This is a genomic window from Novosphingobium sp. 11B, from assembly GCF_054589055.1.
Genome location: NZ_BAAILP010000287.1, coordinates 31,411 through 49,220 on the forward strand (window position 1 = coordinate 31,411; position 17,810 = coordinate 49,220).

Annotated in this window: 14 protein-coding genes and 3 pseudogenes; 8 read left to right on the forward strand and 9 right to left on the reverse strand. The window is 63.2% G+C overall.

The genetic code is table 11. From position 1 onward, the window contains the following. Positions 1-64 precede the first annotated feature (64 nt). From ACYPYD_RS24730 to ACYPYD_RS24745, 4 genes are all read right to left on the reverse strand, one after another. The gene (locus tag ACYPYD_RS24730) at positions 65-862 is read right to left on the reverse strand and encodes a M48 family metalloprotease (RefSeq protein ID WP_459666106.1); all 798 of its coding nucleotides are present in this window, start codon (positions 860-862) and stop codon (positions 65-67) included. Between the two features lie 746 nt (positions 863-1,608). Further along, on the reverse strand, positions 1,609-1,869 hold the full coding sequence (locus ACYPYD_RS24735; RefSeq protein WP_008827633.1) for a hypothetical protein: 261 nt from the start codon (positions 1,867-1,869) through the stop codon (positions 1,609-1,611). A 217-nt stretch (positions 1,870-2,086) separates the two neighbouring features. Next, positions 2,087-2,380, reverse strand: coding sequence for an MCP four helix bundle domain-containing protein (locus ACYPYD_RS24740; RefSeq protein WP_051586924.1), 294 nt, complete (start codon positions 2,378-2,380; stop codon positions 2,087-2,089). Between the two features lie 342 nt (positions 2,381-2,722). Further along, entirely contained in the window at positions 2,723-4,174 is a 1,452-nt protein-coding gene (locus ACYPYD_RS24745; RefSeq protein ID WP_036526845.1) for a L,D-transpeptidase family protein, read from the reverse strand. Between the two features lie 175 nt (positions 4,175-4,349). Between ACYPYD_RS24745 and ACYPYD_RS24750 the strand changes: the two genes are divergently transcribed. Next, positions 4,350-5,249 carry a DMT family transporter gene (locus ACYPYD_RS24750; RefSeq protein WP_459666109.1) on the forward strand — a complete coding sequence of 300 codons (900 nt, stop codon included), beginning with the start codon at positions 4,350-4,352 and terminating at the stop codon, positions 5,247-5,249. A gap of 143 nt (positions 5,250-5,392) precedes the next feature. Next, complete coding sequence (gene acnA, locus ACYPYD_RS24755; RefSeq protein WP_459666112.1) at positions 5,393-8,068, forward strand: aconitate hydratase AcnA; 2,676 nt, start codon at positions 5,393-5,395, stop codon at positions 8,066-8,068. 83 nt (positions 8,069-8,151) lie between these two features. On the opposite strand, the gene ACYPYD_RS24760 is transcribed toward acnA, so the two are convergent. From ACYPYD_RS24760 to ACYPYD_RS24775, 4 genes are all read right to left on the reverse strand, one after another. Next, positions 8,152-8,604 (reverse strand): hypothetical protein, encoded by a 453-nt coding sequence (locus ACYPYD_RS24760; RefSeq protein WP_459666115.1) that lies wholly within the window; start codon positions 8,602-8,604, stop codon positions 8,152-8,154. A 159-nt stretch (positions 8,605-8,763) separates the two neighbouring features. Next, the gene (locus ACYPYD_RS24765; protein ID WP_459666117.1) at positions 8,764-9,717 is read right to left on the reverse strand and encodes an FkbM family methyltransferase; all 954 of its coding nucleotides are present in this window, start codon (positions 9,715-9,717) and stop codon (positions 8,764-8,766) included. A gap of 168 nt (positions 9,718-9,885) precedes the next feature. Further along, positions 9,886-10,356: an NUDIX domain-containing protein gene (locus ACYPYD_RS24770; protein ID WP_008827640.1), complete on the reverse strand. Its 471-nt coding sequence runs from the start codon at positions 10,354-10,356 to the stop codon at positions 9,886-9,888. Next, positions 10,344-10,961, reverse strand: a complete 618-nt coding sequence (locus ACYPYD_RS24775) for a 6-phosphogluconolactonase (RefSeq protein WP_036526838.1) — start codon at positions 10,959-10,961, stop codon at positions 10,344-10,346. The genes ACYPYD_RS24770 and ACYPYD_RS24775 overlap by 13 nt, the downstream gene beginning before the upstream one ends. Before the next feature lie 468 nt (positions 10,962-11,429). On the opposite strand from ACYPYD_RS24775, the gene ACYPYD_RS24780 reads away from it, so the two are divergent. The 5 genes and pseudogenes from ACYPYD_RS24780 to ACYPYD_RS24800 all read left to right on the forward strand — a co-directional run bounded on the left by ACYPYD_RS24780 (position 11,430) and on the right by ACYPYD_RS24800 (position 16,609). Continuing rightward, positions 11,430-11,690, forward strand: coding sequence for a DUF6429 family protein (locus tag ACYPYD_RS24780; protein ID WP_459666120.1), 261 nt, complete (start codon positions 11,430-11,432; stop codon positions 11,688-11,690). 17 nt (positions 11,691-11,707) lie between these two features. Next, entirely contained in the window at positions 11,708-12,505 is a 798-nt protein-coding gene (locus tag ACYPYD_RS24785) for a hypothetical protein (RefSeq protein WP_459666123.1), read from the forward strand. Between the two features lie 6 nt (positions 12,506-12,511). Continuing rightward, positions 12,512-14,029 carry a hypothetical protein gene (locus ACYPYD_RS24790; RefSeq protein WP_459666125.1) on the forward strand — a complete coding sequence of 506 codons (1,518 nt, stop codon included), beginning with the start codon at positions 12,512-12,514 and terminating at the stop codon, positions 14,027-14,029. Between the two features lie 371 nt (positions 14,030-14,400). Then, positions 14,401-14,772: pseudogene (locus ACYPYD_RS24795) on the forward strand (IS110 family transposase); the annotation flags it as partial. A gap of 565 nt (positions 14,773-15,337) precedes the next feature. Further along, positions 15,338-16,609, forward strand: a complete 1,272-nt coding sequence (locus ACYPYD_RS24800) for a tyrosine-type recombinase/integrase (protein WP_459666128.1) — start codon at positions 15,338-15,340, stop codon at positions 16,607-16,609. 32 nt (positions 16,610-16,641) lie between these two features. Here the strand turns inward: ACYPYD_RS24800 and ACYPYD_RS24805 are convergent. Then, positions 16,642-16,770: pseudogene (locus ACYPYD_RS24805) on the reverse strand (transposase); the annotation flags it as partial. A 57-nt stretch (positions 16,771-16,827) separates the two neighbouring features. Between ACYPYD_RS24805 and ACYPYD_RS24810 the strand changes: the two are divergent. After that, positions 16,828-17,205, forward strand: a pseudogene (locus ACYPYD_RS24810) (transposase); the annotation flags it as partial. Positions 17,206-17,810: the final 605 nt, after the last annotated feature.

Consider the following 17,810-nt stretch of genomic DNA (forward strand, 5'->3'; position numbering starts at 1 on the left):
ATCTCGCGCCTCAGTGCGGCAAGCGCGGCTGAGAGGACAGGGGATTACTGCAAGAGAGCTACACTCAAGGCCGATATGGGCACTGAATGTTCGGAATTTCATCACGCATCAGCTGAACGCGCGCCTTGCGGGAGCGATGCGATGGGTCACGAAACAGTCGGAGCATGTCCTGCTCGTCACGTCGGAGCCAGAACTCCAATCCGGTCGAGGGGTCAAATCCCGCGCACGTGGCCAATCGCAGCCCCACACTATCCGCGCGATCCTCCATCCGCCTGCGTTCCGCAAGACTTCCCGCCGTCCCGTCGTGGTAGATGACATGGCCCAATTCATGCCCGGCGACCAAAGCCAGTTCATCGTCGTTAACGGCAAATGCGATCAGCTTGCTGGATATCGCGACGTTACTGCCGTCAGAAAACGCAGTGATCCCCTCACCGGTCTTGATCACGAAGCGCGCTGCGCAAGTCAGTTGCGGCTGGATGTGAACCTCCAAGGCGTTACCGTCACGGCGCAATCCAAGCTGGATCACCTTCGCTACAGGCTGCTGTGCCAAGCGCTGTTCTATCTCATCGGCGATCAGCGCAGCGTCAGGTGAAGCGGCGATTATCGCGCCAGCTGTTTCACCATTGACGGCCAGTAATTCGTCACCCACGCGGACACCCGCAAGGTCCGCAGGGCCACCTTTGACCACGGCAGCGATCTGGGGCTTATCATTCATGCTCAGCAGCTGCGAGACGGCCGGCCGGTCACTTTCGGAATAAGCGCCGATGTAGTCGAGGCTCATTCCGGTACCGGCGGCCTTGCTGGAGCACAAATCCACAGCGGCCAGATTCAGTCTGTAGCCAACCGTGGTCAGTTTCGCCATTTGGACCCGCAAGGCGACGGGCCAGGGTTCGCTCGGCGGCGCCGCGAAAACCGATGGGCTCGATAGCGCCCCTGCTGCAAGAGCCAGCAGGACGAGGGCCAATCGGCAAACCCGATGTTGCAACCGCCTCGGTGCAGCGACAGCGGTGCGATGCACCATGGAACTTCGAATGTCGGTGTTCATAAATCTCATTTTTACCGCACTAAGCTTACCGCCAGAAATGATAGCGCCCTTGCCGCATTGCGAGAAACCGCAATTGGCAAAGCAGATACGGGCCACCCCTGCAATGGCTCGTGCCAGCGGCTTTCAAACGACCTTTTCCATTGGGCGACGTGGGCACACCTCGCATCTTGCTTCGCAAAGGTTCCAAAGTAAGGCCCTGTCATTCTTTCGAGACGCGGCGGGCCAATCACCGTGCGGGTCCTGCCACTGCCACCGGCGGCAGGAACGACCAATACGCACTCTGCCATCAAGCATCGCGTATCATCAGAAGCGACCGGCCGCGCGCGGCCAGAACCACGAAAATTCGGCCCAGACCGCTTAAGGAGGAAAAACGGGTCAGTACCGCTGTAATTCCGCCCCACTTCACATTTGCACCGGGGCAGCAAACGGGCGCGGGAACATGAACCCGGATCGCCTGGTTTCATTCCTGCCGGGGCGCGGATCGCGATGAGAGGTGTCGTTCGGTGCAGCCGGTATTGTCGCTGCCGAAGCGGTATCGCGGCAATGGCAACGCGGGCGCCCGTTCACGGCAGCAAGGTCAGAACCAGCGGTGATACGCCCTCGATGTACCATTTGACGGCAATGATCGCCGCCGCTGCGCTGCTTGCGTTGACGGCAAACCGGAGTTTGCTGGCACGGCGACCGCGATCATCGGCGCTGATCTCCATCACCGCGGCCATTGTCACGAAAATCACGACCTGCCAGCGCGTTTCAACATACTGGAACGTCGCGCGCGCGGCTGCCCCGCAAAGGGCGAATGCAATCGCCGTAACGAAAAAGCGCATTGATGATAGTAATTGCTGCACCGCGGCATTCTAGGAACTATGGGCCGGATACGCAACGCCGCTTATCGCGCCGCAGGCGATGGCCGCCCTATTGATAGCACCAAAACATTTACACCGATCGATCATGTTTGACGGGACGCTCGTCGCTTTCTGGACCTCAAAATCCGGCGCAGACATTTCGCGCTGTTGCGGGGCCAGCGAGGCGAGCAAGGCACCGCTAGTCCTGTTGGCTGAAAGCGCCAAACGTCACCGGGACGGCTAGCAGGAACGGCAGCTCGGGGGAGGCGATGCGCGATTCGCTTCCGTTCTCATGAATCAGCACGACACGTCCGACCCCAGGTGTGGCGACCACCGCCGATACGGTATCAACCCACTGATGAAGAACCTCGCGAACCCGGGCCAACGCCTCAGCTTCGCGGGTTGTCGTGCCGGAAGCTTCCAGTTCAGCCTCGAGGTCGACGATACGGCTGGTAGCAGCATCGATACGGTCGGCGTCGTTCGGATCAGTCATCGCAGCTCTCCTTGCCTCTCAGCCTTAGGAGCCCGGCGGCGCGCGCGACAAGCAAAGGGACGGCCCCATCGCTGCGGCGTTGATCTCATACGCCGCTCGAAGCGCGGATTGATCGGCCGGGGTCGCACCCTGGGCAGTTACGCCCTGCAGCGCTGACGTGCAGGCTTCACATATGGCGAAGCAAAAACTGGACAAGCTCCGCCCGCGCAGTGTCACCGCACCAGTTCTGGCATTAACGCTTATAGCGGGCCGCATCAGCGGCCGTGCCATGCTGCATTGATCCAGCATGCTCACGGATGCAGCGCCGCTCGGCGGCCCATTCCCGCTCGCCAGGCATGCCTTTTACAGCGGGTTATCAAGCTGGATGATCGCCTCGTCGCTGGCACGCTGGGTGGTCTTGAGCTGGCGCGCGGCCTTGAAGCTGGCGAGCACCGGCGCGTCACGCTCGTAGATGTCGTTGAACGCCTGCAGCGTCCCGTCGATCGAACGGGCGAAGGTGAAGTAGGTGAGATAGACCGGGAAGGTCCGGGTCATCGCCACTTTCTTGTACTCGCCCGCGCGCGACAGTTCGGCGGCATCGGTGCCGGACATGCCGGCGCCCAGGATTGCCATCGTCATGCCCAGTTCCACCGCGCGCTCGGTGCGGATGCAGCCGTGGCTGAAGGCACGCACGTCGGAGTTGAAGTAGGACTTCGCGGGCGTGTCGTGCAGGTAGATCGCATGCGGGTTAGGCATGTCGATCTTCATGAGGCCAAGCGCATTGCTGGGACCGGGCTGCTGGACGACGGTGATCATCCCGTTCTCGGCCTTGTAGCCCTTGTACCCGTTGTTGGCGGCCCACTTCGGGTTGTTCATGACCTTGGCGCCCAGCCCTTCGCCCTTGACGATCGACTGCGGCACCGTCCAGGTCGGGTTGAACACGACCGCGCTGACCGTCTCGGCCAGCTGCGGGGTGGCGGTACGACCAGGCTTGCCCACCACCGTCTTGTAAGTGCGCAGGATCTTGTTCTTGACCACCAGGCGCAGCTGGAATTCCGGCACGTTGGTCATCAGGTAGACGGTCCCGAGATCGCGGGCGAGCCAGCGCCAGCGGTCCATGTTGGCCTGGATCAGCGCGCGGCGATCCTTCTGCGCCATCGGCGTGGCGTTGAGCGCATCCTTGAGCGCGGCATAATCCGGGTTGGTCGGCGCGAGCTTGGCGACGACACCGGCAACGTCATGGTCGGACAGCGCCTGCGCCATGATCTGCTGGGTGGGCATGGTGTCCTGGTCGGGATCGACCGCGAACCACTGGACGCGCGCAGGCATCGGCGTGCGGCCGTCGCGCAGGTCCTCGATCAGCCAGGCGAAGACGCGGCTCGCGAGCGCGTCGAGCGCATCGCCCTCACCCTTGGCGATGGCGGCCTTGAGCGCCGCGGGCTGGTAGTCGGCCGGGATCAGGCCTTCCTTGCCGATGTAGCCGATCGTGGAGAGCAGCGCCTGCGCATCCGACACAGTCCAGGGCATGACGGGCTCGGCCAGCGTCACTTCCTGCACGATGGGAGAGGAGACAGTCGGCGCCTGTACCGGCACGGCGCCCGGGGCAGAGGAGGGCTGCGCGGTCGGGACCGCTGCGGGACGCACCGGCCTCGCGGTCGCAGGAGCCGTCGGTGTCGGCATCGCGACGGTCGGCGGGAGCAGGTCCTCGGGCAACTTCTCGGTCTTGATCTTCTGCGCCTGAACCGGCTGCACGCCGACAGCCAGAAGCGTCAGCGCCGACACGACGCTGGAACCGAAGCGCTTGAAACTCACCATATTGCCTTGAAACCTGCCCGATGGAGACCTTGGGGGGAAGACGCGCGGCGCTCTCCAAGGTTGCCGCCACGCCGCATAGATGTGCCCGTTTACGCGCCATTCTTCAAGGATGCGACATGTCCCGGCGATGAATTGCTTGCGCACAACCTTGCGCCGGGCGAGAGGCGCAGGCCTTATGCGTGCCGCTTTCACCCCCAACCCGCCTGCTTTGCCCGTGCTTGCCCCGGTCCTGGCCGTGGTCGCCGGGATCGCCGCATTCAGCGTCATGGATGCCGCGATGAAGGCCGCCTCGCTGGTTCTCGGCGTCGGCACGGCGCTGCTCCTGCGCAACCTGTTCGGAACGCTGCTGACGATCCCGCTGTGGCTGGCCAAGGGCCGCCCGACGCCGACCCGCAAGGTCGCACTGTTCCACTTCCAGCGCTCTTGCGTCACCTCGGTGATGGCGGCGCTGTTCTTCTACGGCCTCGTGCGCATCCCGATGGCCGAGGGCATGGCGATATCGTTCTTCGCGCCGATCATCGCGCTCTATTTCGCGGCGCTGCTGCTGGGCGAGACGATCCGGCCGCGCGCTATCTTCGCCGCCCTGCTCGGCCTTGTCGGCATGGTGGTGATCGGTGCTGACCGCTTCGGAGCCGGGCAGTACGGGGCCGAAGCGGTCAAGGGCACCGCCGCCATCGTGCTCTCCGCGGTATTCTATGCACTCAACCTCGTCATGCAGCGCAAGCAGGCCCTGCTCGCAGGGCCCGTGGAGATCGCGCTGTTCCAGAATCTCAATGTCACGGTGCTGTTCGCCCTGTTCGCCCCGTTCTACTGGACCATGCCCGATGCCGCGAGCCTTGCATGGACGCTGCTCGGCGCCGTGCTCGCCACCATCGCGCTGCTGTTCCTGTCCTGGGGCTATGCGCGGGCCGAGGCGCAGGTGCTCGTGCCGGTCGAGTACACCGGGTTTCTCTGGGCCGCGCTCATGGGCTGGGTGGTGTTCGGCGAACGCCCCGGGCTCGGGATCGTCGCAGGTGCGGCATTGATCGTGACGGGTTGCTGGATCGGCACGCGCCCCGCCCAAAACAACACCTAAGTCTAGCCTCGCGCACCCTTGACCTTGGGCCGCCGAGAGCCCACGTCCGGGACTAGAGATTTCCGCCTGTCGCACTGCAACACGACGCAGCAAATCGTGTTGTCCCCGAGGCAGGCTCTACACAAAAGGGGATAAAGCCCACCATGACACAGGTCGGACAGGACTCGCTCGGCACCCGCAGCACCATGACCGTCGGCGGCAAGACCGTCGCTTACTACTCGCTAGGCAAGGCATCCGAGAAACTGGGCGATGTTTCCCGCCTCCCCTTCTCGATGAAGGTGCTGCTCGAGAACCTGCTGCGCTTCGAGGACGGCGGCTTCACCGTCGGCACCGAGCATATCCAGGCCGTGGTGGACTGGCAGAAGAACCCCGTCACCGGCGAGGAAATACAGTACCGTCCGGCCCGCGTTCTCCTCCAGGACTTCACTGGCGTCCCCTGCGTGGTCGATCTTGCCGCCATGCGCGATGCGATCACCAAGCTCGGCGGCGACACCAGCAAGATCAACCCGCTGGTCCCGGTGAACCTCGTCATCGACCACTCGGTCATGGTCGATGAATTCGGCCACCCCAAGGCCTTCGAAGAGAACATGGAGATCGAGTACGCCCGTAACATGGAGCGCTACGACTTCCTCAAGTGGGGCTCCAAGTCGCTCTCCAACTTCTATGCGGTGCCGCCGGGCACCGGCATCTGCCACCAGGTCAATCTGGAGAACATCGCGAAGACCGTGTGGTCGAGCGAGGACCAGAACGGTGAACTGGTCGCCTATCCCGATACCTGCGTCGGCACCGACAGCCACACCACGATGGTCAACGGGCTCGGCGTACTGGGCTGGGGCGTCGGCGGGATCGAGGCCGAGGCCGCAATGCTCGGCCAGCCGGTGTCGATGCTGATCCCCGAAGTCGTCGGCTTCAAGTTCGTGGGCGAGCTGAAGGAAGGCGTCACCGCCACCGATCTCGTGCTCACCTGCACCTCGATGCTGCGCAAGCACGGCGTCGTCGGCCGCTTCGTCGAGTACTTCGGCCCCGGCCTCGCCTCGCTCAGCCTCGCCGACCGCGCGACGCTCGCCAACATGGCCCCCGAATACGGCGCGACCTGCGGCTTCTTCGGCATCGACGGCAAGACGCTGGACTACCTGCGCCTGACCGGCCGCGAGGAAGAGCAGATCGCCCTCGTCGAGGCTTATGCCAAGGAGCAGGGTTTCTGGATGGAGCCGGGCGCGCCCGATCCGATCTTCTCCAGCACGCTGGAGCTGGACCTGTCGACCGTCGTGCCTTCGCTCGCCGGTCCCAAGCGCCCGCAGGACTGGGTCGCCCTTCCCGAAGTGGACGACGTGTTCAACGCCGATATGGCCGCGACGTACAAGAAGACCCCGCAGCGCGTCCCCGTCGAAGGCAAGGACTTCGACATCGGTGACGGCGACGTCATGATCGCGGCGATCACCAGCTGCACCAACACCTCGAACCCGAGCGTTCTTGTGGCCGCCGGTCTCGTCGCCAAGAAAGCGGACGAGCTGGGTCTGAGGCCCAAGCCCTGGGTCAAGACCAGCCTCGCGCCGGGATCGCAGGTCGTCACCGACTATCTCAACAAGGCGGGCCTGCAGGCGCACCTCGACAACATCGGCTTCAACCTCGTCGGCTACGGCTGCACCACCTGTATCGGCAACTCCGGCCCGCTGGCCGAGCCGATCAGCAAGGCGATCAACGACAACGGCCTCGTCGCCAGCGCGGTGATCTCGGGCAACCGCAACTTCGAGGGCCGAGTCTCGCCCGACGTGCGCGCCAACTTCCTCGCCTCGCCGCCCCTGGTCGTCGCTTACGCTCTCAAGGGCACCGTGGTGGAGGACTTCCTCACCACCCCCATCGGCAAGAGCAAGGACGGCGTGGACGTGTTCCTCAAGGACATCTGGCCGACCAACCTCGAAGTCGCCGAGACGATGACCGCCGCCGTCGACCGCCAGATGTTCCAGGCCCGCTACGCCGACGTCTACAAGGGCGACAAGCACTGGCAGGCGATCAATGTGGTCGGCTCGGAAACCTACCAGTGGCGCGCCGGGTCCACCTATGTTGCCAACCCGCCCTACTTCGAGGGCATGGAGATGACCCCGGCCCCGGTGACCGACATCATCGAGGCCAAGCCCCTGCTGATCCTGGGCGATTCGATCACCACCGACCACATCTCGCCGGCAGGGTCCATCAAGGCCGACAGCCCGGCGGGCAAGTGGCTGATGGAGCACCAGGTCGCCAAGGCGGACTTCAACTCCTACGGCTCGCGCCGCGGCCACCACGAAGTGATGATGCGCGGCACGTTTGCCAACATCCGCATCCGCAACGAGATGGTCCCCGGCATCGAAGGGGGCATGAGCCGCTTTGGCGAGGAGCCCGGCGCGGTCTACGACGTCGCGCAGAAGTACAAGGCGCAAGGCACCCCGCTGGTGGTGATCGCCGGCAAGGAGTACGGCACCGGCTCCTCGCGCGACTGGGCGGCCAAGGGCACCAACCTGCTCGGGGTGCGCGCGGTCATCGTCGAAAGCTTCGAGCGCATCCACCGCTCCAACCTCGTCGGCATGGGCGTGCTGCCGCTGCAGTTCAAGGAGGGCGACAGCCGCCACTCGCTGGCGCTGAATGGCGACTGCGCCTTCACCATCAAGGGCGTGGCCACCCTGAAGCCGGGTCAGGACGTGGAAGTCGAGGTGACCCGTCCGGATGGCACGCAGTTCACCTTCACCGCGCTGTGCCGCATCGATACCGCCAACGAGGTCGAATACTTCAACAACGGCGGCATCCTGCAGTACGTGCTGCGCAACCTCGCCGCGAGTTGATCCGACCCGGCGCGTCGGATGCCGAAACGAAAACCCCGCCTGGCGCGATCCAGGCGGGGTTTTTTATGCTGCCTCGCGGCACCTCAAAAATAGATATCGATGTAATCCGTCAGGCTGTCACACCATTCGAATTCACGCAGCCGGTAATACCTGCGATTCTGTGTTATCGCAAAATGCCAGATTTTCGTCTTATCGCACTGGCGTCCGGCATCGGGCGTATCGGTGATGGCGATGCGGCCCTCGAAAGTGAAATAGTCTGCGCCAATCTCGGAGATGGTGCCGTCGAGGAACAGACGCCCGGCCCCGCCCGCTTCGGCCTGTGCACCGCGCAGCTTCCAGACGCCATCGTCCTGCCGCACCACTGCCGTGCCGCGCGTGTTCCAGTCGATCCACTGCAGCGCCAGCCCCTTGTTCGCCGCTAACCGCTGCGCGCTCTTCGCGTCGAGGATGCGGGTGGGCTGCGGGGTACTTTGGGCGGAAATGGACGGACCGAGCGGGATCAGCAGGCAAACGAGCAGAAGGGAGCGAATACGCATCGCCTGACATTACGGGGCTCAGCGCCGACATGGAAGACCTTGCGCTTGCACGCTTGGCCACGGGCGGTTCGTCGCAAGTCAATCCCGTCCGGCATTCGGGATCCGAGGTGCACGAAGCGGCCGCTCGCGGCGATCCCAAGGCACGCATCCTCGCATCAGTTACACCGGATGGGCGACATAGTCGCTTCCGAGAAAAGCGCCCGGATCGTCGAGATCGAAACCATTGATCGGCGATTCCTCGCCCGCAAGGTCGATCTGGTAAATCCGGTATCCTGAATCCCGAAAGAACTGGAAAATTGCTGCCGCCTTCTCGCGATTGGCCGCGGCAACATCCTTATCGATGGCTTCCCGATCGTCGCCCATATAATTCGGCAATACCTCAACGAAGCAGATCGGCCGGGCGCGTGCGATCGTTTCGGACAAGCCCCGGAATACGCTCAGTTGGGCACCTTCGACATCGACCTTGATAATGGCCGGCGCGAGCATGTTCAGATCCTGCAACGCCCCGTCCCCTTTGCGCGCCGGAACGAACTGGGGCGGCACAGTGTCAACATACCGCGCCCTCGATTGCACATCGAGCGTCCCCATTTCATCGTAAGAACCCTCCGCGTAGAACGGCAGGAGGCAATCACTGTCGCTGAGCGCAACGCCGACCACCGTCGCGTCACGAAGGGCGTTGTCCTTGATGAAAAGCTGAGCGAGCGCGCAACATGCAGACTGCGGCTCGAATCCGACATTCTCTCTGTCCGCGTCGATCGACAGGATGCGCAGCAACGTCTGCCCCTTGTTCACTCCGACATCAACGATCGGGCCAGCCCGCGAAGCCATCGCGGCGCCCAGTGGCTTGGCAAGGTACGGCTCGGGCCCCATTTCGACGGCAAACTGGCTTGGAAGGTAGCCCTTCACGCGGTAGCGACGGGTACCAATGGAAATCTGACTGCCGAGTTCCCGAGCAAGGCGCGCAAAGTGAAAACGCAAGCTTTGCAACTTCATTAGCTCTGATGCCGGGGAATTGTTCATCCGGCTCGCTGGATACCAGCCCTGAAAATGGCCGGGTACTGGGACAATCAACCACGCTGTCACTGCCGTTTTGCGACCGTAGCGCGGGCTCATCGCATTATCACCAGTGTGTATATTGGTGACATGATAACTGACGATGATGACCGTTCTCGTAAATCGGATGTCATCCAGGCAGCGGCTTCGCGCTGCGGCGCCCGCGAATTGCGAACCTCCAGACCAGCAGCCTTCCCTTGCACAAGGGCGCGTCGCCAGCACGCCTTGTCAAACTGCCGCCCAGTGCCTGATCTCCTCCGCCAGCCCACGCGGCATGTGCTGCGGCAAGTCATCCAGGGCGAAGAAGCACGCCTCAACGATTTCGCGCCCATCGGCGCGCGGCTCGCCGCGGGCGGCCCCGCGCACGACCCGCACAACATTGCGGCTGCCGTGCAGTTCCTCGGTGCTCACTGTCAGCAAGCGCGCGCCAACGAGTGCGCAGCCGGTCTCCTCCAGAGTTTCACGCACCGCAGCGGCGACCGGGTCCTCGCCGGATTTGAGGCCGCCTCCAGGCGGCATCCATTTGTCTGAGCCATAGGAATGGCGTACCAGCAGGATGCGCTCATCCGCATCGAGCGCCAGTATGCGCACCCCGTCGAGGCGCGGACGCCATACGCGCCAGACCTTCACGCGTATCGCATGCGCCGCCCGGTAGAGCGCCCGGTGCAGCGGCGCGGGCAAACGGATCAGCAGAAGCAAGTGACTTTCGCGCTAGTCGTACGCAGCAGGCGGGCGACGGGCAGGTCATGCTCCCCGGCAATCGCCGCGTCGAATACCGCGCGCTTGTCGGCACCCCGGATGACGAACACGATCTCGTCGCTATCGATGAGCGAGGGGATGGTGAGGCTCACCCGATCAAACGGCGCCTCGGGAGGGAGCGGATCGGGGGTTAGCCGACGAACCGGCAGCACATCATCGACCTGGGGGTCGGTATTAGGGAACAGCGAGGCGATATGACCATCGCCGCCCATCCCCAGCCATGCGATGGCGAAATGCGGCGGCGTCGCATCCTCGGTCAGCGGGACGATCCTCGCACCGGCGGGCTCGAGCCGGGCGCGGATCTTGCCAACGTTGCTGGCGGGATGGTCCTCGGCAACGATGCGGTCATCGCCCGGCCACACCGCAATGCGCGGCCACGGGAGATCCTCGGCCGCAAGCCGCTCGAAGATCGGGAAAGGCGTGGAGCCGCCCGGCACGGTCACGGCGATCTCGGTAGATATAGCCAGCGCACTGCGCAGGCGCGCGGCAAACCAGGTGGCGATGGCAGCGTCGTCGGCGCCTTCGATCATTTCGACGTTGAGCATAGGGAGCGCCCTAGCACTCCGCCGCTCGCTGCGGAATGGGCCAAGCGAGATTCTCGCGCAGGAACCGGGCGCGCTGCTCGGCTTGGTCGGCCCGGTCGTCGATAATACCGTCAGTGGCGTTATCGCCGGCTTCTCCGGCCGATTGGCTTCTCCCGCCCTTCCTGAACCCCTTGCAAGCCGCGCGGCACCCTTGCGAAGCTCCTGACATCTGGTTGCATGTGCGGCTTGATCGGATCCGGCCTGGCACAGTTCGTTGTATCGCTTACCCGTAGGGATGATGCATCGCCTCGCCGCCCCAGCTACGAGCTCCCGCGCCACGTGATGCTCCGGCAATCGTCAGGACCGAGGTTTCCCCTCCTGACGTCGTCATGCTATCGTCTCATTGCCAGACGACGGAGTTTTTGTGGCCGCCAAGTTCGCACGAGCGGCAATGCGGCCTTTAGCCATACGCGCGCCAGGACGAGAAGCATGGAGATTGCCAAGAACAAGGTGGATGAAGCCATACTCGCATTGCTGTGGCTCAACCAGCAGGTGACGGGCGTGGCGTGGAAGGGCTTCGACTGGGCAACGATGAACCGCCTTCACGAGCGCGGGCTCATTTCCGACCCCGCACGGCGACGCAAGTCGGTGTGGTTCACCGAGGAGGGTGATGCCGCTGCGGAAAACGCGTTTAGATCGCTGTTCAGCTCTGGAAATGACGAAACTTCCGGGTCAAAAACGACGCCGTAGTCGAGGAAAGGCACCCAATGGCGGCTTTGGAGACCGAGAGCGAGGTCATCGCAGTGACCGGCTATGCGGCGGTGCGGGAGGCTTTCAACGATGTTCTTGACTTGTGTGTCGTCAAGCTGACGCAGGCTGATCGCAGGTTCGCGTGGGAGGTCCTCGATCTCGCCGGCCTCGATGAAGATGACACGGCGGCCATAGAAATGCTGAGCGACACCGCTCTGTTCTCGCGGCGCGACCCGCTACGCGCGCGCCGCGCTATCGACAGGATCGCCGGCAAGCTGCCGGTCAAGCGCGATCCGCTCAAATCCGCGATCGCTGCGCGCCTGCCTGCAGCCATTTTCTCGATCTTTCGCGTGATCGGTCGTCACAAGGACGGGGGTGTACACGCACTGGATTTGCTGGATCGCCAGCGCCCCATCCATATCATGGATCATGCGCTAGCCCAGCAGGTACAAGTGATCGGCGAAGTGCTGATAGCGGGTCGCTTCGTGGACCTTGGCCCCTGGTATGTCGGCTTCGGGATCATCATTCCTTTGCGCAAAAGTGAAAGTCTCGCGATCATGCTCGCACTTTCCGCAAGTGATGGCGATCCCGACGAGATCGAGGAGAAGCGTCACGACCTGCATGAACTGATTTACCAGTCGCACCTGATGGGTGAGGATCTGGTCATGCGCGCCGTTGAACCCATGATCTCCGCCATCGCGATGGGCATCGACATGGAAGAGGATTTCGACGCGGCGATGAAATCCCTGGCACCGGTTTTCCCTTCGCGGCGCACCGGTGGGCAGGCCGACAATAAGAACGCCAACGACAGGTGAACCCGCTTGAGCAGCGATATCAGGACCGAGCTCGAGAGGCTCAGCCACGCAGCGCTGATTGACCTCATTGACGGCCATGCACGCGACGACGACCGGTTCAAGACCTGGCTCGCAACGCAACTGGCTATCCAGAACTCGCTGAATGACGGTGCCGGGCTGGATCCGGCACCGTTCGAAGCGCGGATTGCCGCATTGCTCGCGCCACCGTTCGTAGGGTTCCGAGGAGGCTATCGGCACGATACCCTGTTCGAAGTCGACTACGAAGCACTCGATGAACTGGTTGCGCAGGCGAACACATTGCTTACCGCGAAAGACGGTGTCAGTGCGCTGGCGATCCTGATCCCTCTGGCGCGAGGGCTTGCCGAGGTCGTAGGCAATTGCGACGAGCGCGAGGGCTGCTTCGAGGACCTGCTGGCGATTCTCAACGAGCGGATTGCGGTTGCCGTTCTTCTCGAGAGCGTCACCCGGGAGTCCTGCGACAATGCCTGCGACTCGCTCAGCCGCTGCCAGCACGAAATTGCCAAATACAGCGATAGCGGTGCATTCGAGTTGGCCATCGCCGCCGCTTCGCGCCGATGGGACGACCCCGGCCTCGAGGATCTCCTGGCCGGTCGTGGCTCGACCTGGCCGCTGATCGGCAGCAGCGATGCCGATGAGGAGCGGCTTACCGCAGCCCGGCTATCGGCGCTGGACGTGATGGATCGCCACCAGGAGTTCCTGCGTTTTTCATTCGCCGCGAAGCATTTCCCAGCGCATGCAGGAATGCTGGTACGCCTTGACCGGATCGAGGACGCCATAGACGTTGCCAGAACCCATTTGCGCGCGCCCGAAGATGTTCTCGGACTTGCCAAGGCCGTGTGGGACACCGGGCGGTGTGACGTCGCGCTCGATCTTGGCGGCTGGGGCCTATCGATGCCGCCTGATCCCGATACGGCGGTCCACACAAGCGCTCACCCATGGCTGACGCTGTGTCGCTGGGTGCGAGATCGGGCGGCGTTCGCAGGTCAGCCCGCAAAGGCGGTGTCAGCCGCCATCGGCGCGTTTGAAACGAGCCTGGCCCGCGAGGATTTTGGAGCGGCTGCGAAAATCTGCGAGCCCCATCAGTGGGACACAGTGCGAGAAGAACTGCTCGGTCGCCTGATCGCCGCCGCTTACGCCGTCGACCGCATCGAGATCCTGCTTGACGAAGATAGACTCGATGACGCGATCGCAAGCATCGAACACGCCAATCCACGATTGCATTATGCGCGCGACGAAGCGCTCGTCAGGCTAACCAATGCCGCGCTCAAGGCCCGCCCTGAATGGGCTGCCGGCTTTGCGGTGAAGATGGCATCCCCCATCATCGAGAGCGGGCGCTCGAGCAGATACGACCTTGCCGCTTTCTGGCTCGAGCGGGCTGCGTGCGGGTTCATAACGCTCGGCAGAACCGCCGAGTGGCATCGCTATCTCGACGAGCTGATGACGACGCATCGACGCAAGCACAGGCTGCTGGGCTTTCTCAGATCCTTACGCTCGCGCTCGTGAAGCGCCGCGCGCCGAGCTACCGCCGTCGCGCGTGCGGTTCTTCAGACGTTGCTGCCCCGGCGTCGGGCATTGAAAGGTGAGGCGGGGATCGTCTGTGAGGCAAAGTGTTTTGCGCCTCGCCCCAACTGATCTGGGCGTACCCCCACCCCATTGGGCGGATATTGCCTGGACGACGATGTTTGTGTCCGGCGTCGGTACCATTAGCGGCGCGGGGCCGTCCGGCAGAGGCGCGTCACTGGCCGCGGGGCATTGGCGACAGGCGCATCTCGAAGTAGCGGGCCCTTACGCATTGAGGCGTGTCACCACCCCTCACCCTGCTCTTGCGGGCCCAAGTGGCATAAAATGGAGAAACCGTCGCGCAATATGTAGGTTTGGACGTTTCGCTGAGAGGTACTTTCGTCTCCGTCCGCGAGGGCGGCCGACGGACCTGGCACGGCAAATGCCCATCAGATCCTAAACTTTTTGCTGATGTGATCCGCAAACGCGCACCTGATGCCGCGAGAGTCGTATTCGAGACCTGCCCCCTATCGACCTGGTACTATCACGAGCGAACAGTAGTCGGCATTCCAGCGATCTGTAACGATGCGCGTCAGGCCAAAAAGAGGCTTGATATGGCGCGCAACAAGACCGACCCGATCGATGCTGACGGTCTCGCTCATCTTGCTGAGGCCGCCTTTTACAAGGAGGTCCGGGCAAAGGGCTATGACAGCATGCTCGTACGCACTCGGGTGGCCGGCCTCAGCCCGGAATGTTGGCCGGCTTCGCGTCGCAATCCCCGGCCGGCTTCAAGTGGAATTCGCAGCCAAGCGCCTCAAGATCGGGCGCGCATCGGTCTACCGGCTGCTCGCCGCCTGATCACAGAGTGCGCAGCCACTCTATCACTTATCGAAGGACATCGCCTTCCCCGGCTGAGCCGCCGCCCGCTCGATTATCGCGAGGAAATCCGGGTAGAGTTCTTCGCCCCGGCAGATCGGGCATGGCTTGCCCGTCCCATCATCGGCGCACCGTTCACTATGCTTAATCACGATCACGGAGCCTCCGCACTTACCAAGCCCAAACATTCCACAGGCTCACCCGCATCGCTCAATGAGCACGCCGCTGACGGTCGAGGGCGTGGAGGTTCGAGTGTTCTCCTGGGCACCATTTGTTCTCCCGCGGACGTCCACAGACGTCCGCGGAAGGGCTGAAATCCGCCACTTTTTGTGTTATGATCGTCCGCTCAAATCCGGGCGAATTCGGCACCAATCGGGAACAATGCGGGTATATCCGAGGGTATCGATTTTCGTCCTTTGCTAGGACGATACCCTCATGGCCACCCTTTTCGCCACGACCATTGCCAGCGCCAAACCACGCGAGCGGGACTATAAGCTGTCGGACGGCGGTGGTCTCTATCTTCTTGTCCGTCCCAACGGCACAAAGCTCTGGCGTCTCAATTACCGCTATCTCGAGAAGCACCGTACGCTCGCGTTCGGGGCCTGGCCCGAGGTCAGCCTCGCTGACGCGCGTGATCGCCGCGAAGGTGCACGGCGCCTGCTAGCGGCCGGGACAGACCCTTCGCATCAGCAAAAGGTCGATGCCGCTCGCGCCCGGGTCGAGGAGAACGACACGTTCAAGCTTGTGGCCGAGGAGTGGGTGGCGAAGAACGAGCGGGAAGGTTTGGCCGAGGTCACGCTCAGAAAACTGCGCTGGCTCCTGGACAAGGCCTATTCCCGGATCGGTGATCGCCCGGTGGCAAAGATCACTGCGCAGGAGGTTCTGGCCGTTCTGCGAGCCGTCGAGGCAACGGGTCGGCATGAGAGCGCGCGGCGCATGCGCAGCGTACTCAGCCGGGTCTTCCGTTACGCCATTGCAACGACGCGGGCAGAGCGTGATCCAGCGAGCGACCTTCGCGGCGCATTGACCGTTCCCAAGGCCAAGCACCTCGCCGCGATCACCACCGAGGATCGGGCGGGAGAGCTCATGCGAGCGATCGAAGGCTATTCCGGTCATGCCATCACGCTTTTCGCCTTGAAACTGTCAGCCCATCTGTTCGTGCGTCCCGGTGAACTGCGACAGGCTGAGTGGGCGGAGTTCAACTTCGATCGCAGCGTCTGGAACATTCCTGCTGAGAAGATGAAGATGCGGCGGCCGCATCGCGTGCCCCTTTCGGCTCAAGTCTTAAGGCTGTTTGAGGGGCTGTGGGAGCTCACAGGGCGCGGTCGCTATTGTTTCCCTTCTTTTCGGACCAGCCAGCGTCCGATGTCGGAGAACACCGTCAACGCGGCACTGCGGGCTCTTGGCTTCGGCCAAGAGGAGATGACCGCGCATGGGTTTCGGGCGATGGCCGCCACGCTCCTCAACGAGACCGGGCAATTCAATCCTGATGCGATTGAGCGTCAGCTGGCACACATGGAAAACAATGGAGTGCGCCGCGCGTATACGCGCGGTGAATATTGGAACGAGCGAGTCGCGCTGATGCAGTTTTGGTCTGACGAGCTGGAACGTCTCCGCGTTGGAGCCAAGATCCTCGAGCGCAACTTTGCAGCGCGGAAGCGTCCAGGCGCGGACTGGCATGACCAAGAAGTTTACCATAGATTATAACCTGAATGACTGACCGGCTGACGCCGGCAGGATCATGGGGCGGGGCTGAAGCCATCCTTGTGGGCATGTTCGTCCAGATACCGCATGATGATGTCATCGGTGATGTTGCCGGAGGTGGTCGAGAAATAGCCCATTTGCCAGAAGCGCTGTCTCCAATACCGGCAGTGTCATGATTTCCATGTGTGGGCGGGCATAAGGGGTAAAAAGGGAGTCCCACTATGTCACGACGCAAAGAGCCTGCCATACCGAATGAGCTTCTCGATCAACTTTTGGCGGGCGGCGCTGCCAGCGCCGCCTTCGAGCAGGGCGGTCTGCTCGATTCGCTGAAGAAGGCGCTGACAGAGCGTGCCCTGAACGCGGAGATGGATCACCACCTCGCTGGCGAAGACGGCGCCGGCACCATGCGCAACGGCTACGGTCGGAAGACGGTGATGACCGACACTGGCAAGTTGGCGATCGACGTGCCGCGCGGCCGCCAGTCGAGCTTCGACCCACAGTTGATCGCCAAGTATCAACGCCGCTTTCCTGGCTTCGACGACAAGATCGTGTCGACGTACGCGCGCGGCATGAGCACCCGCGAGATCACTAGGCATCTGCTGGCCGAGGTAGGGCGAAAAGGTCGCCGCCGAGAACGCCAAGGCCACCACCAAGGTGCAGCACGGCATCGTGCGGGATTGCCTCTTGGGCACGAACCGCAGGGCGAAGCGCGAGAGCTGGGTGCCGCGCTGGATGGCCTTCCCGGCTAGTGCCTACACGGCAAGGGGCGGGGCCGGCAGCGCCGAACGGGCGGCACGTCTGGCAGCGTTTTGCGATGAGAAGAAAGCCGAGGCCGAGACCGAAGCAGATGACCCTGTCGATAGCGATGCGGAGGATACCCCCGTCGTCGAGGGTGAGGATGGGTTGCCGCAAGCGGCGTAACCCCGATTGACGGACCGGCGGCATGAGGAGTGTCGCCGGTTCTTCGTTGTGCTGTCGCACGTCGCTTCCGCTGCGCGTCGCGAGGTCGGGATGCGTAGCATCCCTCCGGCGGTCGCCGCGCTGGCGCGCGGCGGCGTTTGGCCTGATCGGCTCCACGGTGGCGGGGGGCGTCGCTGCCCTGTAGCCCCGCCTCGGCGGGCCGCAACCCGTCCGCTTCGCTACCGGGTCTTCCACTTCGTTGCAGCCCTTCGGGTGCCCCCCGCCTCACCCGGCGGGGCTGTCG

Excerpts from the sequence above, each read along its gene's own strand:
- ACYPYD_RS24730 (WP_459666106.1), bottom strand. The coding sequence starts at position 862 with ATGGCGAAACTGACCACGGTTGGCTACAGACTGAATCTGGCCGCTGTG.
- ACYPYD_RS24735 (WP_008827633.1), bottom strand. The coding sequence starts at position 1,869 with ATGCGCTTTTTCGTTACGGCGATTGCATTCGCCCTTTGCGGGGCAGCC.
- ACYPYD_RS24740 (WP_051586924.1), bottom strand. The coding sequence starts at position 2,380 with ATGACTGATCCGAACGACGCCGACCGTATCGATGCTGCTACCAGCCGT.
- ACYPYD_RS24745 (WP_036526845.1), bottom strand. The coding sequence starts at position 4,174 with ATGGTGAGTTTCAAGCGCTTCGGTTCCAGCGTCGTGTCGGCGCTGACG.
- ACYPYD_RS24750 (WP_459666109.1), top strand. The coding sequence starts at position 4,350 with ATGCGTGCCGCTTTCACCCCCAACCCGCCTGCTTTGCCCGTGCTTGCC.
- acnA (WP_459666112.1), top strand. The coding sequence starts at position 5,393 with ATGACACAGGTCGGACAGGACTCGCTCGGCACCCGCAGCACCATGACC.
- ACYPYD_RS24760 (WP_459666115.1), bottom strand. The coding sequence starts at position 8,604 with ATGCGTATTCGCTCCCTTCTGCTCGTTTGCCTGCTGATCCCGCTCGGT.
- ACYPYD_RS24765 (WP_459666117.1), bottom strand. The coding sequence starts at position 9,717 with ATGAGCCCGCGCTACGGTCGCAAAACGGCAGTGACAGCGTGGTTGATT.
- ACYPYD_RS24775 (WP_036526838.1), bottom strand. The coding sequence starts at position 10,961 with ATGCTCAACGTCGAAATGATCGAAGGCGCCGACGACGCTGCCATCGCC.
- ACYPYD_RS24780 (WP_459666120.1), top strand. The coding sequence starts at position 11,430 with ATGGAGATTGCCAAGAACAAGGTGGATGAAGCCATACTCGCATTGCTG.
- ACYPYD_RS24785 (WP_459666123.1), top strand. The coding sequence starts at position 11,708 with ATGGCGGCTTTGGAGACCGAGAGCGAGGTCATCGCAGTGACCGGCTAT.
- ACYPYD_RS24800 (WP_459666128.1), top strand. The coding sequence starts at position 15,338 with ATGGCCACCCTTTTCGCCACGACCATTGCCAGCGCCAAACCACGCGAG.